This is a genomic window from Micromonospora sp. HM5-17, assembly GCF_003762835.1.
Classification (GTDB): Bacteria; Actinomycetota; Actinomycetes; order Mycobacteriales; family Micromonosporaceae; genus Plantactinospora.
Window position 1 is genome coordinate 459,694 of the sequence record NZ_RJWA01000001.1, and the last position, 19,194, is coordinate 478,887.

General features: G+C 72.3%; 15 protein-coding genes. 9 read left to right on the forward strand and 6 right to left on the reverse strand.

Annotation, left to right across the window (positions count from 1 at the left end):
• Window positions 1–111 precede the first annotated feature (111 nt).
• The 4 genes from dnaK (at window position 112) to EF879_RS02140 (ending at window position 4,916) form a co-directional block, all read left to right on the forward strand.
• On the forward strand, window positions 112–1,977 hold the full coding sequence (dnaK, locus tag EF879_RS02125; protein ID WP_123554082.1) for a molecular chaperone DnaK: 1,866 nt from the start codon (window positions 112–114) through the stop codon (window positions 1,975–1,977).
• 54 nt (window positions 1,978–2,031) lie between these two features.
• Window positions 2,032–3,111, forward strand: a complete 1,080-nt coding sequence (gene grpE / locus EF879_RS02130; protein WP_123554084.1) for a nucleotide exchange factor GrpE — start codon at window positions 2,032–2,034, stop codon at window positions 3,109–3,111.
• Window positions 3,112–3,267: 156 nt separating this feature from the next.
• Window positions 3,268–4,440 carry a molecular chaperone DnaJ gene (gene dnaJ, locus EF879_RS02135; RefSeq protein WP_123554086.1) on the forward strand — a complete coding sequence of 391 codons (1,173 nt, stop codon included), beginning with the start codon at window positions 3,268–3,270 and terminating at the stop codon, window positions 4,438–4,440.
• A 29-nt stretch (window positions 4,441–4,469) separates the two neighbouring features.
• Complete coding sequence (locus EF879_RS02140) at window positions 4,470–4,916, forward strand: heat shock protein transcriptional repressor HspR (RefSeq protein ID WP_370375433.1); 447 nt, start codon at window positions 4,470–4,472, stop codon at window positions 4,914–4,916.
• 285 nt (window positions 4,917–5,201) lie between these two features.
• Here EF879_RS02140 and EF879_RS02150 read toward each other — a convergent pair whose 3' ends face one another.
• The 3 genes from EF879_RS02150 to EF879_RS02160 form a co-directional block, all read right to left on the reverse strand.
• Window positions 5,202–5,630, reverse strand: a complete 429-nt coding sequence (locus EF879_RS02150; RefSeq protein ID WP_123554090.1) for a hypothetical protein — start codon at window positions 5,628–5,630, stop codon at window positions 5,202–5,204.
• 301 nt (window positions 5,631–5,931) lie between these two features.
• Entirely contained in the window at window positions 5,932–7,134 is a 1,203-nt protein-coding gene (locus EF879_RS02155) for a cation:proton antiporter (RefSeq protein WP_123554092.1), read from the reverse strand.
• Window positions 7,135–7,139: 5 nt separating this feature from the next.
• On the reverse strand, window positions 7,140–7,640 hold the full coding sequence (locus EF879_RS02160; protein WP_123554094.1) for a cation:proton antiporter regulatory subunit: 501 nt from the start codon (window positions 7,638–7,640) through the stop codon (window positions 7,140–7,142).
• Window positions 7,641–7,938: 298 nt separating this feature from the next.
• On the opposite strand from EF879_RS02160, the gene clpB reads away from it, so the two are divergent.
• From clpB to EF879_RS02185, 5 genes are all read left to right on the forward strand, one after another.
• Window positions 7,939–10,530 (forward strand): ATP-dependent chaperone ClpB, encoded by a 2,592-nt coding sequence (gene clpB / locus EF879_RS02165; protein ID WP_123554096.1) that lies wholly within the window; start codon window positions 7,939–7,941, stop codon window positions 10,528–10,530.
• A gap of 139 nt (window positions 10,531–10,669) precedes the next feature.
• Complete coding sequence (locus EF879_RS02170; RefSeq protein WP_123554098.1) at window positions 10,670–11,455, forward strand: hypothetical protein; 786 nt, start codon at window positions 10,670–10,672, stop codon at window positions 11,453–11,455.
• Window positions 11,456–11,603: 148 nt separating this feature from the next.
• A complete protein-coding gene (locus EF879_RS02175; RefSeq protein ID WP_233604232.1) occupies window positions 11,604–12,380 on the forward strand; it encodes an SDR family oxidoreductase in 777 nt (258 codons plus the stop codon).
• 198 nt (window positions 12,381–12,578) lie between these two features.
• Window positions 12,579–13,118, forward strand: coding sequence for an orotate phosphoribosyltransferase (pyrE, locus tag EF879_RS02180; RefSeq protein ID WP_123554103.1), 540 nt, complete (start codon window positions 12,579–12,581; stop codon window positions 13,116–13,118).
• Between the two features lie 57 nt (window positions 13,119–13,175).
• Entirely contained in the window at window positions 13,176–13,553 is a 378-nt protein-coding gene (locus tag EF879_RS02185; protein ID WP_007073957.1) for a helix-turn-helix transcriptional regulator, read from the forward strand.
• 455 nt (window positions 13,554–14,008) lie between these two features.
• On the opposite strand, the gene EF879_RS02190 is transcribed toward EF879_RS02185, so the two are convergent.
• The 3 genes from EF879_RS02190 to EF879_RS02200 all read right to left on the reverse strand — a co-directional run bounded on the left by EF879_RS02190 (window position 14,009) and on the right by EF879_RS02200 (window position 19,080).
• Window positions 14,009–14,722 (reverse strand): DedA family protein, encoded by a 714-nt coding sequence (locus EF879_RS02190; RefSeq protein WP_123554106.1) that lies wholly within the window; start codon window positions 14,720–14,722, stop codon window positions 14,009–14,011.
• A gap of 204 nt (window positions 14,723–14,926) precedes the next feature.
• Window positions 14,927–17,503, reverse strand: coding sequence for a polynucleotide kinase-phosphatase (locus EF879_RS02195; RefSeq protein ID WP_123554108.1), 2,577 nt, complete (start codon window positions 17,501–17,503; stop codon window positions 14,927–14,929).
• Window positions 17,500–19,080 (reverse strand): 3' terminal RNA ribose 2'-O-methyltransferase Hen1, encoded by a 1,581-nt coding sequence (locus EF879_RS02200; RefSeq protein ID WP_123554110.1) that lies wholly within the window; start codon window positions 19,078–19,080, stop codon window positions 17,500–17,502. The genes EF879_RS02195 and EF879_RS02200 overlap by 4 nt, the downstream gene beginning before the upstream one ends.
• Window positions 19,081–19,194 lie beyond the last annotated feature (114 nt).

Consider the following 19,194-nt stretch of genomic DNA (forward strand, 5'->3'; position numbering starts at 1 on the left):
TTTGACGGTGTCCGTGGGCGTGGCACTATTGAGTCCGGTCCACTCAACTTGTGGTGGGTGCGTTGCGGGCGGTGCCCGTCACCTGCCGTGTAACGAAGCGAGGAAGCGAAGATGGCACGTGCGGTCGGAATCGACCTCGGCACGACGAACTCCTGCGTCAGCGTTCTCGAGGGTGGTGAGCCCACCGTCATCGCGAACGCCGAGGGCTCGCGGACGACTCCGTCGATCGTCGCGTTTGCCCGCAACGGCGAGGTGCTCGTCGGTGAGGTCGCCAAGCGTCAGGCGGTGACCAACCCGGACCGGACCATCCGGTCGGTCAAGCGGGAGATCGGCACCAACTGGACGATCGACATCGACGGTAAGAAGTACACGCCCCAGGAGATCTCCGCTCGCACCCTGATGAAGCTCAAGCGGGACGCCGAGGCGTACCTGGGCGAGCGGATCACCGACGCCGTGATCACCGTTCCGGCGTACTTCAACGACGCCCAGCGGCAGGCCACCAAGGAGGCCGGGGAGATCGCCGGCTTCAACGTGCTGCGGATCGTGAACGAGCCGACCGCGGCGGCACTGGCGTACGGGCTGGACAAGGGCTCCAAGGAGCAGACCGTCCTGGTCTTCGACCTGGGTGGTGGCACCTTCGACGTGTCCCTGCTGGAGATCGGCGAGGGCGTCATCGAGGTGAAGGCCACCAGCGGTGACAACCACCTCGGTGGCGACGACTGGGACCAGCGGATCATCGACCACCTGATCAAGACCTTCCGCGGCCAGCACGGCGTCGACCTGTCCCAGGACAAGATGGCGATGCAGCGGCTCCGCGAGGCGGCCGAGAAGGCCAAGGTCGAGCTCTCCGCCGCCACCACCACCAACATCAACCTGCCGTACATCACGGCCGGGCCGGCGGGCCCGGACGGCACCCCGTCCGCGCCGCTGCACCTCGACGTGACGCTGACCCGGGCCGAGTTCCAGCGGATGACGCAGGACCTGCTGGACCGCTGCAAGGGCCCGTTCGAGCAGGCGATCAAGGACGCCGGGATCAAGGTCTCGGACGTCGACCACGTGATCCTGGTCGGCGGCTCGACCCGGATGCCGGCCGTCTCGGAGCTGGTCAAGCAGCTCACCGGCAAGGAGCCGAACAAGGGCGTCAACCCGGACGAGGTCGTCGCGGTCGGCGCCGCGCTCCAGGCCGGTGTGCTCAAGGGCGAGGTCAAGGACGTCCTGCTGCTCGACGTGACCCCGCTCAGCCTGGGCATCGAGACCAAGGGCGGCATCTTCACCAAGCTGATCGAGCGGAACACCACCATCCCGACCAAGCGGTCGGAGGTCTTCACCACCGCCGACGACAACCAGCCCTCGGTGCTGATCCAGGTCTTCCAGGGCGAGCGCGACATCGCCGCGTACAACAAGAAGCTCGGCACCTTCGAGCTGACCGGCCTGCCGCCGGCGCCGCGCGGCGTGCCGCAGATCGAGGTCACCTTCGACATCGACGCGAACGGCATCGTGCACGTCAGCGCGAAGGACCTCGGCACCGGCAAGGAACAGTCGATGACCATCACCGGCGGCTCGGCGCTGCCGAAGGAGGACATCGAGCGGATGATGCGGGACGCCCAGGAGCACGCCGAGGAGGACAAGCGGCGGCGCGAGGAGGCGGAGACCCGCAACCAGGCCGAGCAACTCCAGTGGCAGACTGAGAAGTTCCTCGCCGAGAGCGGTGACAAGCTGCCGAGCGAGTCCCGGGACAAGCTCAACGAGGCCCTGGGCGAGCTGCGCGCCGCGCTCGGCGGGACCGACCTGGAGAAGGTCAGGTCGGCGCACGAGAAGCTGGCCCAGGTCTCTCAGCAGGCCGGCTCGCTGCTCTACGCGCAGCAGGCCGAGCAGGGGCAGCAGGCGGGCGCGGGCGCTGCTGGAGCGACCGGCGGGGCGAAGGGCGGTGCCGACGACGTGGTGGACGCGGAGATCGTCGAGGACGACAAGAAGTGACGCGGCACCACCGCACGCGCGTTGGCCCTACGCACGACGGATCGAGGTAGTCGCATGACGGACCAGCCACGAGCCGCCGACCCGGATACCACCGGGGCGGCGCCGGGTGGCTCCGCGCCCGCCGGTGCGGCCGGCGAGCGCATCGTCATCCGGGACAATCGGAAGATCAATCTTGCCGGGAACCCGGCCGGCGAGGCCGGAGCGGGTGACGTGACGGGTGCGACCGAGACCGGGACCGACGCCGCCAATGGCGGAAAGCCGGTCGTCAAGGACCCGAACCCGGACCCGGAGCCGTCGGCGGTCGACGCGGAGCCGGTCGTCGCCACCGGCGAGGTCGACGACACCGAGTCGACGGCGGCGGCCGCGGCGGTCGACGACGCGAAGTCGGCTGACAGCGGTCCGGAGGTGGCCGACTCGGTGACCACCGACGGCGGCGCCGAGCCGGCGACCGATGCGGAGGCGGTCACCGAGCCGACCGAGGCGACGAGCGAGCCGGCGGACGGGGCGACCACCGAGCCGGCGGACGGGGCGACCACCGAGCCGACCGAGGCGACGAGCGAGCCGGCCACGTCGGCGATCGACGACGCCGAGGTCGCCGAGGCCCTGGAGCCCTCCGGGACCGAGGGGCCGGTGGTGGACGCCCCGGCCGAGCCGGTCAGCCCCGGCGCCACCCTGGCGGAGGAGCAGCCAACGGCGCTCGGTGCCGAGCTGGAGGCGCTCCGGGCCGAGCTGGACGAGCGGACCCGGGACCTACAGCGGGTGACGGCGGAGTACGCCAACTACCGCAAGCGGGTCGAGCGGGACCGGGGCCGGGTGGCGAAGGAGACCACCGGCGCGGTGCTGACCGCGCTGCTGCCGGTCCTGGACGACCTGGACCGGGCCCGGGAGCACGGCGACCTGGTCGGGCCCTTCGGCGCGGTGGCGGAGCAGCTGATCACCACGCTCACGAAGCTGGGGCTCACCCCGTTCGGCGAGAAGGGGGACCCGTTCGACCCGAACCGGCACGAGGCGGTCGCCCACCAGACCTCGGCCGAGGTCACCAAGCCGACCTGCGTGGACGTGATGCGTCGCGGCTACCAGTTCGGCGACAAGGTGCTCCGGGCCGCCCTGGTGGCGGTGGCCGACCCGGAGTAGTCCGAGGGGCGCTGCCGCGGACCCGGAAGTAAACGGCCAGGGTCAGACGTTGAGTAGTCCGGCGCGTCGTGGTCGGGGTGCCGCCCGGACGCCTCCCGAACGGAGGCGCCTGGGTGGGACCTCGACCACGCGGCGGAGGACGGGGGTGGACGACCGATGAGTTCCAAGGACTGGCTGGAGAAGGACTTCTACGCCGTACTGGGGGTGGACAAGTCCGCCTCCGTGGACGAGATCAAGAAGTCCTACCGCAGGCTGGCCCGGGAGCTGCACCCTGACCGGAATCCCGGCGACGGGCAGGCCGAGGAGCGGTTCAAGGCGGTCTCCGAGGCGTACGACGTCCTCTCCGACCCGCGCAAGCGCCAGGAGTACGACGAGATGCGCTCACTCTTCGGCTCGGGCGCGTTCCGCCGGAGTGCGCGGGCCGGCGGGCCGGGCGGCGGGTACCCGTTCGACATCTCGGACCTGTTCGGCGGGATGGGCCAGCCGGGCGACCGCCGGTTCGGCGGTCCGGGCTTCTCCGACCTGTTCAGCTCGATCTTCTCCGGTGGGCCGACCCGCCCGCGCGGACCGGCCCGGGGCCGGGACGTCGAGGCCGAGGTGGTGCTGGACTTCGAGGAGGCGGTCCGGGGCGTCACCATGCCGCTGACGGTCCGCTCGCCCGGAGTCTGCGACACCTGTCGGGGCAGCGGCGCGAAGCCGGGCACCCTGCCCCGGACCTGCCCGCGGTGCCGCGGGACCGGCATGGTGACCCGCAACCAGGGGGCGTTTAGCTTCTCGGAGCCGTGCCGGGAGTGCCAGGGGGTCGGCACGGTCGTCGACGAGCGGTGCCCGGAGTGCCGGGGGACCGGCGGGGTGACCAAGTCCCGGACCATCAACGTCCGCTTCCCGCCCGGGGTCGCCGACGGGCAGCGGATCCGGCTGTCCGGTCGCGGCGAGCCGGGCGAGCGGGGCGGTTCGGCGGGTGACCTGTACGTTCTGGTCAGGGTCCGCCCCGATGAGCTCTTCGGGCGCGACGGCGACGACCTGACCCTGACCGTGCCGATCACCATCGCGGAGGCGGTCCTCGGTACGGACCTGCGGGTGCCGACCCTGGATGGCGCGGTGACCCTGCGGGTGCCGCCCGGGACGCCGAGCGGCCGTAAGCTACGGGCCCGGGGCCGTGGCGTGGTCCGTCGCGACGGCCAGGCCGGCGACCTGCTGGTCACCCTGGAGATCACGGTGCCGGAGAAGCTCTCCGCCGAGGCCCGAAAGGCGTTGAAGGAGTTCGCCGCCCAGACCCCGCCGGCGGCACGGGAACATCTCGACGCTCGGTTGCGTCGATCCAACTGACCGGTTTCGCAGCGCGGAGGTGAACGACGGTGGCTGAGGAGTTCGTGGCCCCCATCGAGCAGGCGTCCGACGCCAAGGTGTTGATGATCTCGGTGGCGGCCCGGATGGCCGGCATGCACCCCCAGACCCTCCGCCAGTACGACCGGCTCGGTCTGGTCCAGCCCGGCCGGGCGCCCGGTGGTGGACGCCGGTACAGCGTGCGCGACGTGGCGCTGCTGCGCGAGGTGCAGCGGCTCAGCCAGGAGGACGGCGTCAACCTCGCCGGCATCAAGCGGATCATCGCCCTGGAGCAGCTGGTCGAGGAGCTCCAGCAGCGGATGGCGCAGCTGGAGGCGGAACTCGAGGCCGCGTACCGGCGGGTGGCGGAGCTGGAGTCACTCGGCGGGTTGGCCCGGCGTGACCTGGTCCCGACCAGCCAGATCTCGACCGCCCTGGTCGTCTGGCGTCCGCGGCGGTCCGCCGGTTCCGAGGCCTGACCGGTCTCACCTCCCCGGCTGTCGGCCGCCGCCGCGCGAGATCGGTACCGGCTTATTCGCCTGCGGCTCCCGTGCCCGGTGAGTAACCTGACCGATGGTGCCGGCGCTGCACGTCGGTCTTCCGCGGCACGTCTCGCCGCAGATCGTCACGGGCCTCGACGTCGACACGTCGCTGATGGGCCGGGACTCACGGGGGGTCCCGGCCCACGCCGCGTCGCGGCACCGGATGACCGGCCGCGCGCTCGGCGCGCTCGCTGACCCGGGGTCAGCCGCGAAGGCGCCCGTCTAGAGACGCCGGCTCTGCCGGACCAGGCCGCCTTCGCACCAGTCGTGGTAGTCGAACAGTTCCGGACGCGACTGGAGCACACGGGTGTTGTGCGCCCAGATCAGCATCGGCTCGTCGCCGTTCCGTTCGGCCTGCTCGACCAGCTTGCGCAGCCGCCGCCTCGAGTGGGCCCGGAACTTCGTCCGGATGCCGTCCGCGGCGTAGATGTAGAGGCAGTGCAGCGCGAACCGGCGGGCCGGGCAGGACGGGTCCATCGCCAGGTCGAAGAGGGTCGTGATCAGGTGATCTCCGGAGACGAGCAGGTCCCAGTCCGGGGGCATGGTCTCCAGCGGCACGGAGTCCGGCTCGTACGCCCAGGCCCGCAACTCGGCGGGCGACGGGTCCACCGGATTGGCGAAGCCTCGGAACGTCGGGTCCTGCACGCTCAACGGGTCGCCTTTCGTTCGCGCAACCGCCGGCCGCTGACCGGCGTCAGCACGCCGAGCAGCTACCGCGGCGACACGGTAACGCGCTGTCGCGGCGCTCCGTAAGGCCGGTCACGTGCGATTTCACCAACCCGTTACCTGTCCGGATCCCGTACCGAACCGCGATCCGCTGTCGGACGGCCTCGGCGTAATGGCCCGCGGACGGCCGGGTCTTGGCGGCGCCGGTCCCTCGGGACGGGGCACGGCCGGCAGGGCCGGCCGGACCCCGGTCCTGGCGCCGCCGCGACGCCGTGGAGGTGGCGGACTACTCCGTTGCCGGTACCGCCGGCCGTCCGCTGGCCGCCTCCCGCCGTAGCCACCGTTTGAACCAGCCGAAGTCGGGCAGCCGGGCCAGCATCGGTCCGGTCACGACGGTGACCAGCACGTACGCCGTGGCGAGCGGCCCGATCTCCGGGTTGACCACGGCGGCGCCGACGGCCAGTCCGGCGATGACGATCGAGAACTCGCCCCGGGGCACCAGGGCGAGCCCGGCCCGCCATCGACCCGGCAGGGCGATCCCCACCCGCTTCGCCGCGATGTACCCGGTGAGCACCTTCGTCGCCATCGTGACCACGGCGAGCCCGATCGCCGGCAGCAGCACCGGCGGGATGTCCCGCGGGTCGGTGTGGAGTCCGAAGAAGACGAAGAAGACGGCGGCGAACAGATCCCGGAGCGGGGAGAGCAGTTCGGTGGCGTGGTGCGCCACCGGCCCGGAGAGCGCGATCCCGACCAGGAACGCCCCTACCGCGGCCGAGACCTGTAGCCTGGCGGCGACGCCGGCGACCAGCAGGGTGAGCCCGAGGACGCCGAGCAGCAGCGCCTCCGGATCCTGGGCGGAGACGATCCGGGAGATGACGTTGCCGAACCGGATCGCCACCACCAGGACCACGACGACGGTGGCGACCGCGATGGCGAGCGCGATGGCGGCGCCGAGCAGGCCCTGTCCGCTGAGAATGGCCGTCACCAGTGGCAGGTAGAGCGCCATGGCAAGGTCCTCGATCACGAGAACCGAGAGCACGACCGGGGTTTCCCGGTTACCGAGCCGGCCCAGGTCGGCCAGGACCTTGGCGATGACCCCGGAGGAGGAGACCCAGGTGACGCCGGCCAGGACGACGGCGCCGACCCAGCCCCAGCCGAGCAGGAAGCCGAAGGCGAGCCCCGGCAGGGCGTTGAGCAGGCCGTCGACCAGACCGGCCGGGGCGGCGGCCCGGAGGTTCCCGACCAGTTCGTTGGCCGAGTACTCCAGGCCGAGCATGACCAGCAGCAGGATCACGCCGATCTCGGCACCGACCTGGAAGAACTCCTCACTGGCGGAGAGTGGCAGCACCCCGCCGTGCCCGAAGGCGAGCCCGGCGAGGAGGTAGAGGGGGATCGGGGAGAGCCCGATCCGCCGGCTGAGCCGGCCGAGTAACCCGAGAACGAGGAGCAGCGCGCCGACTTCGATGAGCAGGACCGTGGTGTCGTGCATACGCGTCAGCCGTCCGGATCGGCTTCGGCGAGGATCGCGGTGACGCCATCGAGCCCTTCACGGGTACCGACCACGACCACCACGTCGCCGGCCTCGAACCGGAAGCTCGGGCCCGGGGAGGCGATGACCTCGCGCTCCCGGAGTACCGCGACGATGGACGCCCCGGTACGGGTGCGGGCCTGCGTGTCGCCGAGGCGGCGGCCGACGTACCGTGAACCGGCCGGGATCGCGATCTGCTCGGTGAGCAGCCCGGCGGCCTGCTGGCGCAGCCCGGAGAGCTGGCCCAGCATCAGCGAGGCGCCGAGGATGTCGGCGAGCGCCTCCGCCTCGTCGTCCGTCAGGGGGATGTCGGCCGTACACGAATCCGGATCGTCCGGATCGTAGAGCACCAGGTCGCGCCGGCCGTTGCGGTGTGTGACCACGCCGAGCCGGCGTCCGGAGGCGGTCACCACGTCGTGGCGTACGCCAATCCCGGGTAGCGCCGTCTGTTCCACACGTACTCGCACGCGGGCAACGGTACCGCGCCGGCCTTCGGCGGCTGGGGCCCGTACCGGCGCGAGAGATGGGAAGCCACAGGCCAGGGCGCGGACGTCGGCGCCGCCGGGGATGCGACACCCCGCGGCCGGTGGACCCGAGGGGCAACAGCCCGGTGATCGACATCACCAGACCAGAGTTGAGCGGAATACACTCAACTCTGGTTGTGTCGTCAGTAGTGACGGTCGTCCCCCGCCCGCTCCGGCGGCGTACGGCCACGCTGTCGTGCCGGCCCGTGCCCACGGCCGGCGGGTCCGTGATTGGGAGCTCATGAACGCCGAACGTCTCACCACGAAGAGCCGTGAAGTCATCACCGGCGCGGTCGCGACGGCGAACCAGCGCGGCCACGCCACCGTCGAACCGTGGCACCTGCTGCTGTCCCTGCTGGACACCGGCGGGTCAACCGCGGCCGGGCTGTTGCGCGCGGTCGGGGCCAACCCGGCCGACATCCGGCGGGCCGCCGTCCGGGCCGTGGAGACCCAACCGGCGGCCCGGGGGTCCAGCGTCGCCGAGCCGAGCCTGTCCCGCGAGTTCGTCAACGCGATCGGCGCGGCCGAGCAGATCGCCCGCCCGCTCGGCGACGAGTACACCTCCACCGAGCACCTGCTGGCCGGGCTGGCCCGGGTCGGCGGTGCGGTGTCCCGGCTGCTGAAGGACGCCGGTGCCACCGAGGAGAACCTGGTCGCCGCCTTCCCGGCGGTGCGCGGTGGAAACCGGCGGGTCACCACCGCCGATCCGGAGCAGACGTACCAGGCGCTCCAGAAGTACGGCGTCGACCTGACCGAGCGCGCCCGCGAGGGCAAGATCGACCCGGTGATCGGCCGGGACGCCGAGATCCGCCGGGTCGTCCAGGTGTTGTCCCGGCGTACCAAGAACAACCCGGTGCTGATCGGCGAGCCCGGCGTCGGCAAGACCGCGATCGTCGAGGGGCTGGCGCAGCGGATCGTCGCCGGGGACGTCCCCGAGTCGCTGCGGGACAAGAAGCTCGTCTCGCTCGACCTCGGCGCGATGGTCGCCGGCGCGCAGTACCGTGGCCAGTTCGAGGAACGGCTGAAGTCGGTGCTGGAGGAGATCAAGAACTCCGACGGCCAGGTCATCACCTTCCTCGACGAGCTGCACACCGTGGTCGGTGCCGGCAAGGGCGAGGGCTCGATGGACGCCGGCAACATGCTCAAGCCCATGCTGGCCCGGGGCGAGCTGCGGATGGTCGGCGCGACAACCCTCGACGAGTACCGCGAGCACATCGAGAAGGACCCGGCGCTGGAGCGGCGGTTCCAGCCGGTGCTGGTCGGTGAGCCGACCGTCGAGGACACCATCGGCATCCTGCGCGGCCTCAAGGAGCGCTACGAGGTGCACCACGGCGTACGGATCACCGACGCCGCGCTCGTCGCCGCCGCGACGCTCTCCGACCGCTACATCACCGATCGGTTCCTGCCGGACAAGGCGATCGACCTGGTCGACGAGTCCGCCTCCCGGCTCCGGATGGAGATCGACTCTCGGCCGGTCGAGGTCGACGAGATCGAGCGGGCGGTACGCCGGCTGGAGATCGAGGAGATGGCGCTGGCCAAGGAGCCCGACCCGGCCTCCGCCGAGCGCCTCGAACGGCTCCGTAGGGAGTTGGCGGACAAGCGCGAGCAGCTCACCGCGCTCAGCGACCGGTGGAAGCTCGAGAAGGAGCACATCACCCGGATCTCCACCGCCAAGGAGGAGCTGGAACGGCTCGGCGGCGAGGCCGAGCGGGCCGAGCGGGACGGCGAGCTGGAGCGCGCCGCCGAGCTGCGCTACGGCCGGATCCCGGCGCTCAAGGCCGAACTGGCGAGGGCCGAGGCGGAACTCGCCAAGCTCCAGGCCGACGGCGCGATGCTCAAGGAAGAGGTCGGCGCCGACGACATCGCCGCGGTGGTCGCCTCCTGGACCGGCATCCCGGCCGGCCGGCTGCTGGAGGGCGAGACGACCAAGCTGCTGCGGATGGAGGAGTCGCTCGCCGCCCGGGTGGTCGGCCAGAGCGAGGCCGTCACGGCGGTCTCCGACGCGGTCCGCCGGGCCCGTGCCGGCGTCGCGGACCCCGACCGCCCCACCGGCAGCTTCCTCTTCCTGGGCCCGACGGGTGTCGGCAAGACCGAGCTCGCCAAGGCGCTCGCCGAGTTCCTCTTCGACGACGAGCGGGCCATGGTCCGGATCGACATGAGCGAGTACGGCGAGAAGCACTCCGTCGCCCGCCTGGTGGGTGCCCCGCCCGGCTACGTCGGTTACGAGGAGGGCGGGCAGCTCACCGAGGCGGTGCGCCGCCGGCCGTACTCGGTGATCCTGCTGGACGAGGTGGAGAAGGCGCACCCCGACGTCTTCGACATCCTGCTCCAGGTGCTCGACGACGGCCGGCTCACCGACGGCCAGGGGCGTACGGTCGACTTCCGCAACGCGATCCTGATCCTCACCTCGAACCTGGGCTCGGCGGTCGTCTCCGACCTGACCCGCGGTGCGGAGGAGCGCCGGGAGGCGGTGCTGGCGGTGGTCCGGTCGCACTTCAAGCCGGAGTTCCTCAACCGGCTGGACGACATCGTGATCTTCGCCGGGCTCACCGGTCAGGACCTGCGCGGGATCGTCGACATCCAGCTCGACCGGCTGCGGCGCCGGCTGGCGGAGCGGCGGCTGGACCTCGTGGTCACCGAGGAGGCCCGGGGCTGGCTGGCCGAGCACGGATACGACCCGATCTACGGCGCCCGGCCGCTGCGCCGTCTGGTCCAGTCGGCGATCGGCGACCGGCTGGCGAAGGCGCTGCTGGCCGGCGAGGTCCGCGACGGCGACACGGTCCGGGTCGACGTGGCCGACGGCACGGAGAGCCTGACGGTCACCCGAGCCTGAGCACGGTCCGGCGGGCACCCCGAGCCGAGGGCTCGCGGGGCCCGCCGGTGACCGGTAGCGCATCGTTCAGCTGACCGATACGGTGGGGTTCTGATCTGGACCGTCCGATCAGCGGAGCCCGATCCGGGGAAGGAGAGTCGTGTCGGTACCCGCGCAACCGGCGGCGCCAGCCGCCCGGCCCCGCCCGGCCATCGTCACGGTCGCCGGCTACCTGCTGTTTCTCGCGGCATTGATGTTCGTCGTCCAGGCGGTTGCCGGGCTGGCCACCATCGGAGCCGTCTCCGACGCGCTCAAGGACGTGTACGCCGGCACCGACGTCGAGGGAGCCGAGACGGTCGCCGTTGCCGTCCTGGTGGCGACTGCGGTGGTGTACCTCCTGATCGCCGCTGGTCTGGTGGTGCTGGGCCTGCTCAACAACCGCGGCAACAACGTCTCGCGGATCATCACCTGGGTGGTCGGCGGTCTCGGCGTCTGCTGTGCCGGCCTCGGCCTCGGTGGCAGCGCCTTCAGCGGCATGGGCGCCGGCGCCCCGTCCGGCGGCGCCAACATCCCGGACCCGCAGGAGGTCCAGCGGAGGGTCGAGGCCGCCGTGCCGTCGTGGACCGAGCCGGTCAACCTGGTGAGTGCGATCGTGGCGCTGCTGGCGCTGCTGGCCGTGGTCGTGCTGCTCGTCCTCCCCGCCTCCAACGCGTACTTCCGGCCTCGGCAGGCGGCCTGGGAGCCGCCGGTGCCCGGCACGCCGTACCCGGGGCAGCCGTACCCGGGCGGTGAGCCGGCGTACCCGCCGTATCCGAGCACGCCGCAGGCCGGTCAGCCCGGCCAGCCGTGGCAGCCGGGTCAGGGTCAGCCCGGCCAGCCGCCGCAGCCCGGTCAGCCCGGTCCTGGTCAGCCCGGTCAGCCGCCGTACCAGCCGCCGTCGAGCTGAGCGCTCCGCCCGGGGCCCCGGGCGGGCCGCGGCACCCGTACCGCCGCCGATCGAGGAATCGTCCGTGGTCGCAGCCTCCTCCCCTCGTGGACGTCCCTCCGCCGGCCGACCGCCGGCGGGCCCGGATCGGGGCCGGCCGCCCCGGGCGCTGGTCACCGGCGCCACCGCCGGGATCGGGGCCGCCTTCGCGCGACGGCTCGCCGCCGAGGGCCACGACCTGGTGCTGGTCGCGCGGGACGGGCAGCGGCTCGCCGACCTCGCGGCCGAGCTGACCGGCCGCCACGGCGGCCGGGTCGAGGTGCTGGTCGCGGACCTGAGCACCGACGAGGGTTGCGGCACCGTCGAGGAACGGCTCCGAGATCCGGTCGAGCCGGTCGACCTGCTCGTCAACAACGCCGGGATCAGCCTCAACCGGTCGTTCCTCCGCTCGACGGTCGCCGACGAGACCCGGCTGCTCCGGCTGAACGTGCACGCGGTCCTACGGCTGACCCTCGCCGCGCTGCCCGGGATGACCGAACGCGGCCACGGCGCAGTGATAAATGTCTCTTCCGTCGCCGGCTTCGGACCGGTGATGCCGGGCTCGACGTACTCGGCGAGCAAGGCCTGGGTGACGAACTTCAGCCAGTCGGTGGCGCAGTCGGTGCGCCGGTACGGCGTACGGGTGATGGCGCTCTGCCCCGGCTACACCCGGACGGAGTTTCACGAGCGGGCCGGCATCGACATGTCGAGGACGCCGTCCTGGGTCTGGCTGCGGGCCGACGACGTGGTTCGGGACGCCCTCCGTGACCTGCGGCGGGGCCGAATGGTGAGCGTGCCGGACTGGCGCTACAAGGTGGCCGTCCTCGTGCTGCGGCACGCCCCGTCCCGGCTGTGGCGCGCGCTGGCCCGGGACAGCCGGGGGCGGATCGGCCGCACGGAGGGCTGAGCCGGCGACGGGCTGAGCCGGCGACGCGGGCACGGTGATGTCGGGCGGGCTGACCGACAGCGACCCGGAAGCGGGCAAGATTCAGTGCGGAGAGTAGCGGATTCTCGGCCTCTCCGACCACCTGTTCTCGCCGTACGACCGGCCCCCGCGCTGGGTCGGCCGTTCGGCTCCCACCTGGGCGCAGTACCCTTACCGGCCATGGGGGACCACGACGACCTGCGTAAATTCATCACTGACCTCGCCGTCGTCCATGGACGCGTGGTGCTGTCCTCGGGTCGCGAGGCGGACTGGTACGTCGACTTGCGGCGCGTGACGCTCCATCACGCGGCGGCACCGTTGGTCGGTCGGATCATGCTCGACCTCACCGCGGACTGGGACTTCGACGCGGTCGGCGGCCTGACGTTGGGCGCGGACCCGGTCGCCCTCTCGATGCTGTACGCCGCCGCGGCGCGGCAGCGTCGGCTGGACGCGTTCGTGGTGCGCAAGGCCGAGAAGACGCATGGTCTGCAGCGCCGGATCGAGGGGCCGGACGTCAGGGGTCGTCGGGTGGTGGCTGTGGAGGACACCTCTACCACGGGCAGTAGCGTGCTGACTGCGGTGGAGGCATTGCAGGAGGCCGGGGCAGTGGTCGTGGGCGTTGCGGTTATTGTTGATCGAGGTGCGGGCGACGCCGTACGAGCCGCCGGATTGCCATACCGGGCAGCCTATACGTTGGCTGACCTCGGCCTTGTGGCCTAAAAGTTTGCCGATTCGGATCTGCTGATATGCAGGCGGGTCGATGCTGCTGGTGGAAGGATGGAATACGTGGGAACTGCGTTGGCCGAAATGACTATGCCTCAGATCTCGCCGCTAGCCGGCGAGCCGATCGAGCGCGCCGACGCCGAGCGGCTCGCGGGGGTTCTCAAGGCCCTCGCCGACCCCGCCCGGCTGCGGCTGCTCAGCCTGATCCAGTCGGCGCCGGAGGGTGAAGCGTGCGTGTGTGACCTCACCGCGCCGCTCGGCCTCTCCCAGCCGACGGTGAGCCACCACCTCCGCATCCTCACCGAGGCCGGCTTGCTGGAGCGGGAGAAGCGGGGCGTGTGGGCGTACTACCGCCTGGTGCCGACCGCGATCGCGACGATCGCCGACCTGCTGACCCCGCCGCGCAAGCGGGCCACCAAGAAGGCCCGCTGAGCCAGGGTCTGGTCCGTCTGGCGGCCGCCCTTGCCGGGACGGCGCCAGACGGCCCGACCGTTGGCGACGCGGCGGGGCCTGCCGCGGGCGGCGTCGCGGCCTGCCCCCGCGGCGACCCGCGCGCACGGTTCGGTTACGCCGGGCGGGACGTCGCCGGGCCGGTCCGGTGGCGTGGCGGGGAGGCGGGCTCTCGTCCCGTCGCCGAACGGGTGACCGCGGCACCTGGCCGGACCGGCTCGACCCGTACCCCGTCGGGCGGGTGCGGATTCCGGACGGTACGGGGTTCGGGGCGGGTACCCCGCCCCATGTCGTGCTGTCCTCGTACGGCTCACCGGCGGCTGTCGCGCCTGTCGTGGGCGAACCCGCGGGCGGCATCGCGATCGTCAGGCGCTCACCGGCGACGTCCGGGCGAACCTCGCCGGTGAGCGCCTGACGGTCATCAGGGGTGTCGGCGTTCAGTAGTGGTGCCGGTGCTGCTGGACCTCCTGGGCGGCGTGCTCCAGGGCGGTCGCCGTCTCCGGCGTCGTGCCCCGCTTGGCGGCGCTCCGGTTCCGAAGCAGCTCGATGACGATCGGGATCACCGAGAGCGCGACGATGCCGACCAGGATCAGCTCGATGTGGTCCTTCACGATGGGGATCTGGCCGAGGAAGTAGCCGAGCACGGTGACCCCGGTGCCCCAGAGGAATCCGCCGATGATGTTGTAGACCACGAAGGTGCGGTAGCGCATGGCGCTGACCCCGGCGACGATCGGGGTGAAGGTACGAACGATCGGCACGAACCGCGCCAGGACCACCGACCGGGCGCCGTACTTCTCGAAGAACTCGTGCGCCTTGACCAGGTTCTCCTGCTTGAACAGCCGGGAGTTCGGGCGGCGGAACAGTGCCGGGCCGACCTTCTTACCGAACGCGTACCCGACCTGGTCACCGGCGATCGCCGCGATCGTGACCAGCAGGCAGACCAGCCAGAGCGGATAGGTGATGTACTCCCCGTCGGCGGTGAGCAGGCCGGCGGTGAAGAGCAGCGAGTCGCCGGGAAGAAAGAAGCCGATCAGTAGGCCCGACTCGGCGAAGACGATGGCGAGGATGCCGAGCAGTCCGAACGTGGAGATCAGCCATTCCGGATCCAGGAAGTCCGGCCCCAGGGCCAGCGTGGTGGTGGGCGTCGGCACGAGGAGACCTCCGGAAGGTGTCTGCGGGGCGTGACGAGGGGTCCGCGATTGTGACGGCGGCTACCCCCAGCAGTCTAGGCGGAGCCGATATGGCGCCGCCGAGCGATGCCAGGGGGCCGGCCGACGCGGGATCGGGGCCTCGGATGGGTCGTGGACGATGGTCCCTGCCGTCGGTGCGGTTACGGGTCGGGCTGGGGACGCCGGTCACAGGCGGGGGTCGACCGGTTCCGACTCGCTGGCGAGGATGGCGAAGACCAACTCGTGCCGACGCCACAGCGGGGCGCCCTCGGCCAGCAGCTCCAACGCCGCGAGGCCGAGCCCGTGCTCGCGCAGGGCGAGGCTCCGCTTCCGCCCGAGCGAACGCTGCCGTAGCGCGGCGAGGCGCTCCGGTTCGGCGTACTCCGGGCCGTAGATGATCCGCAGGTAGTCCCGGCCGCGGCACTTGATGCCCGGCTGTAGCAGACGTCCCCGTCGGTCCCGGGCGGCCAGCCCGGCGTACGGCTTGACCACCATCCCCTCGCCGCCCGCCGCGGTCAGCTCCAGCCACCAGTCCGTCGCCTCGGCCACGGCCGCCTCGTCGGCGAGGTCGACGACCCGGCGTCGGGTCGGGGTGAAGAACTCGGGGTCGGCGTCGTGCAGCCGGTCGGCGAGCGCCAGGTGCCACCCGTGGTCGCGATCGCCGTGCGACCGTCCCTCGCTGGCGAGCACCGCGAAGGGTGCGAGGGTCACCCCGGCGAGCCCGTCGGTCGGCCGGACGTACGCCCGGTAGGCGGCGGTGTAGCGGGCCAGGTCGGCCGCGCGTCGGGCCATCCGGTCCCGGAGTTCGGCGACCGGCAGGCCGCGGCCGGCCGCCCGGTCCAGCGTCTCCAGGACGGCTGGCAGCGCGGCCCGGCCCGCCGCCCCGACGGCGGCGTACTGCTCCCGGATCAGGCCGTCCGCCTTCGCCGACCAGGGCAGCAGTTCGCAGTCGAGCAGCAGCCAGTCGGTTTTCAGCTCGGCCCAGAGCCCGGCGGCGGTGACGGCGGCGCGTACCCGCTCCAGCAGCGCCCGGTCGAGTGGGTCCCCGAAGAACGGCCGTCCGGTCCGGGTGTAGACCACCCCGGCCCCGGGGCCGAAGCGGGTCGGGCCGGAGGTCCGCGTGCCGTCCTCGCGACAGACCAGCACCACGGCCCGGGAGCCCATGTGCTTCTCCTCGCAGACGACCCGGTCCACCCCGGCGGCCCGGTAGTCGGCGAACGCCTGCGCGGGGTGCTCCAGGAAGCCGTCGAGCGGGGAGGTCGAGCAGGGCGCCATCGTCGGCGGCAGCCAGGGCAACCAGCGCGGGTCGACCGCGAAGCGGCTCATCACCTCCAGCGCGGCCGCGGCGTTCTCGGCCGAGACGGTGACGCTGCCGAAGCCGTAGTCGATGTGCCGGCGCCCGGTGACGTCGCGTAGGTCGAGGCCGAGGTCGTCCGCGGCCCGCTCCTCGGGACCGCCGCTCGTCCCCGGCGCGACGGTTCCGGCGTGCAGCGGCCGGACCGGGGGGTAGTACTCCTTCGCCGCGGCGACCGAGACCAGTTCCCGAGACGGGTAGCGGAGCGCCGTCAGCGCCCCGCCGAAGACACAGCCGGTGTCGATGCAGATGGTGTTGTTGATCCACTCGGGTGTCGGCGTCGGGGTGTGGCCGTAGACAACGGTCGCCGCGCCCCGGTAGTCGCGGGCCCACGGGTAGCGGACCGGAAGGCCGTACTCGTCCGTCTCGCCGGTGGTCTCGCCGAAGAGCGCGAAGGCGCGGACCCGGCCGGAGGCGCGGCCCTGGTACTCCTCCTTCAGCCCGGCGTGTGCGACCACGAGTCGGCCCCCATCCAGGACATAGTGGCTGACCAGGCCGTCGAGGAACGCCGACACCTGGGCGACGAACACCTCGTCCTCGCCGTCGAGCTGCGCCAGCGTCTCGGCCAGGCCGTGCGAGACCGTGACGTTGCGGCCCCGCAGCTTACGGAGCAGCTTCTGCTCGTGGTTGCCGGGGACGCAGAGCGCGGTGCCGGCGGCGACCATCCCCATCACCAGCCGGAGCACGCCGGGCGAGTCCGGTCCCCGGTCCACCAGGTCGCCGAGGAAGATGGCGGTCCGGCCCTCCGGGTGGGTGGCGTTCACCGGGCGGCCGTCGGCGTCCCGGTGCAGGGTCCAGCCGAGCCGCTCGAGGAGCGTCTCCAACTCGGCCCGGCAGCCGTGGACGTCGCCGATGATGTCGAACGGCCCGGTCAGCTCCTTCCGGTCGTTGAAGAGCTTCTCGTAGCGGATCTCGGCGTTCTCGATCTCCTCGACGCCGCGGAGCACGTGCACCTTGCGGAACCCCTCGCGCTCCAGCCGTCCGAGACTGCGCCGGAGGTCGCGCTGCATCCGGGTGAGCACCTGGCGCCCGAAGGCGCGGTCCGGCCGGGCCTGCGTCCGCTCCCAGCAGAGCGGTTCGGGTACGTCGAGGACGATCGCCACCGGGAGTACGTCGTGCTCGCGGGCGACCGCGACCAGCCCCGCCCGGGCGTGCTGCTGGAGGTTCGTCGCGTCGACCACCGTCAGCCGACCCGCCCGCAGCCGCTTCCCGGCGACGTAGTGCAGCACGTCGAAGGCGTCCGACGAGGCTGACTGGTCGTTCTCGTCGTCGGCGACCATCGCCCGGAACGCGTCGGAGGAAAGGATCTGGGTCGGCGCGAAGTGACGGCGGGCGAAGGTCGACTTGCCCGAGCCGGAGATGCCGACCAGGACCACCAGGGCCAGCTCGGGGATGTCCAGCGTGGTCACGGGGCCTCCTTCGGGGCGGTGGTCGTGGCCCGGTCGACGGTCGGGGATGCGTCGGTGGCCGGTGGGGCGGTGGTGGGCGGTCCGGCGGTCGGCCGTCCGGTGCCGGTCGCCGGTTCGGCGTCGCCCGAGCCGGTCGGCGGGGTGGTCCGGGTGAAGACGGCGAGTTGGGTGGGGGCGCCGACCTCGGGGTCCTCGTCACCGACGCCGCTGATCGAGACCGTGTAGCCGTACGTCTTGCCGACCCGGGCCGCCCAGTCGGCGAACTCCGCACGGCTCCACTCGAAGCGGTGGTCGGTGTGCCGCAGGGCGCCGGCGGCGAGCCCGGCGTAGCGCACGTTGTACTCGACGTTCGGGGTGGTGACCACGACCGTCCCCGGTTGTGCGTGCCCGAACACCGCGGCCTCCAGCGCGGGCAGTCGGGGCGGGTCGAGGTGCTCGACCACCTCCATCAGCACGGCGGCGTCGAAGCCCCGGAGCCGGTCGTCACGGTAGGTCAGCGCCGACTGCCAGAGTTTGATCCGGTCGCGCTGCCGGGGCGGCAGCCGGTCCAGGCGCAAACGTCGCTCGGCCAGCGTCAGCGCCCGGGACGAGACGTCGGTACCGACGATCTCGGTGTAGCGGCGATCCTTGATCAGCTCAGCCAGGAGCGCCCCGTCGCCGCAGCCGAGGTCCAGCACCCGGGTCGCGCCGGAGGAGCGCAACGCCGCGACGACGGCCGCCCGGCGTTGCGCCGCGAGCGGCTTCCGGTCGACCGTGGCGGGGAGCTGCGCCTCCTCGTCGGTACCGGGTTCGGCGACCTCGACGATGGTGTCGGGATCACCCGGGTCGTCCGCCAGCCGGAGTTCGGCGAGCCGGATGAGCGCGGTCTCGGCCAGCGCCCGCCGGTGGGCCAGGTATCGCCGGGTGATCAGGCCCCGTTCGGGATGCCGGGCCAGCCAGCCCTCGCCGGCCCGGAGCAGCTTGTCGATCTCGTCGGGCGCCACCCAGTAGTGCTTGGCGTCGTCGAGCACGGGCATCAGGACGTAGAGGTGGTTGAGGGCGTCGGCGAGTCGGAGCGTGCCGGTCAGCGTCAGGTCGACGTACCGGCTGTCGCCCCAGTCGGGAAACGCCGGGTCGAGCGGGACCGGAACCGCCTGCACCGTCCAGCCCAGAGGCGCGAAGAGGCGACCGGCCAGCTCCGCCCCGCCGCGGCAGCGCAGCGCCGGCACCCGCAGCTCCAGCGGGATCGGGGTCGCGGCCAGTTCCGGCCGGTCCTTCGAGACCCCGCGCAGCGCCGATCGGAAGACCGTACCGAGCGCCGAGGCGAGCAGGCTGGAGGCCGCGTACGGGCGGTCGTTGACGTACTGGCCGAGGGTGAAGTCCTCGGGTGTGCCGCCCCCGCCCCGGCTGCCGCCGACGGCCGGTGGATCCATGTCGAGCACCAGCGCCGCGGTGCACCGTTCTGTGGTGGCCTCCGGGTACAGCACGTACGCCGTACCGGTGGGCACCCGGAACGACTGAACCCGGTCCGGATGCTTGACGAGGAGGTAACCCAGGTCGGTGGCGGGCCGGTGGGTGGTGGTCACGGTGATGAGCACGTGACCATGCTGACAGCCGGGCCCCGTTATCGCCGCCCCGATTTCCGGGGCGGTAACGGCGGCACCCTGGCCGGCGGCACCCCAGACGACGGCACCCCGCCGCCGGCGGTGCCA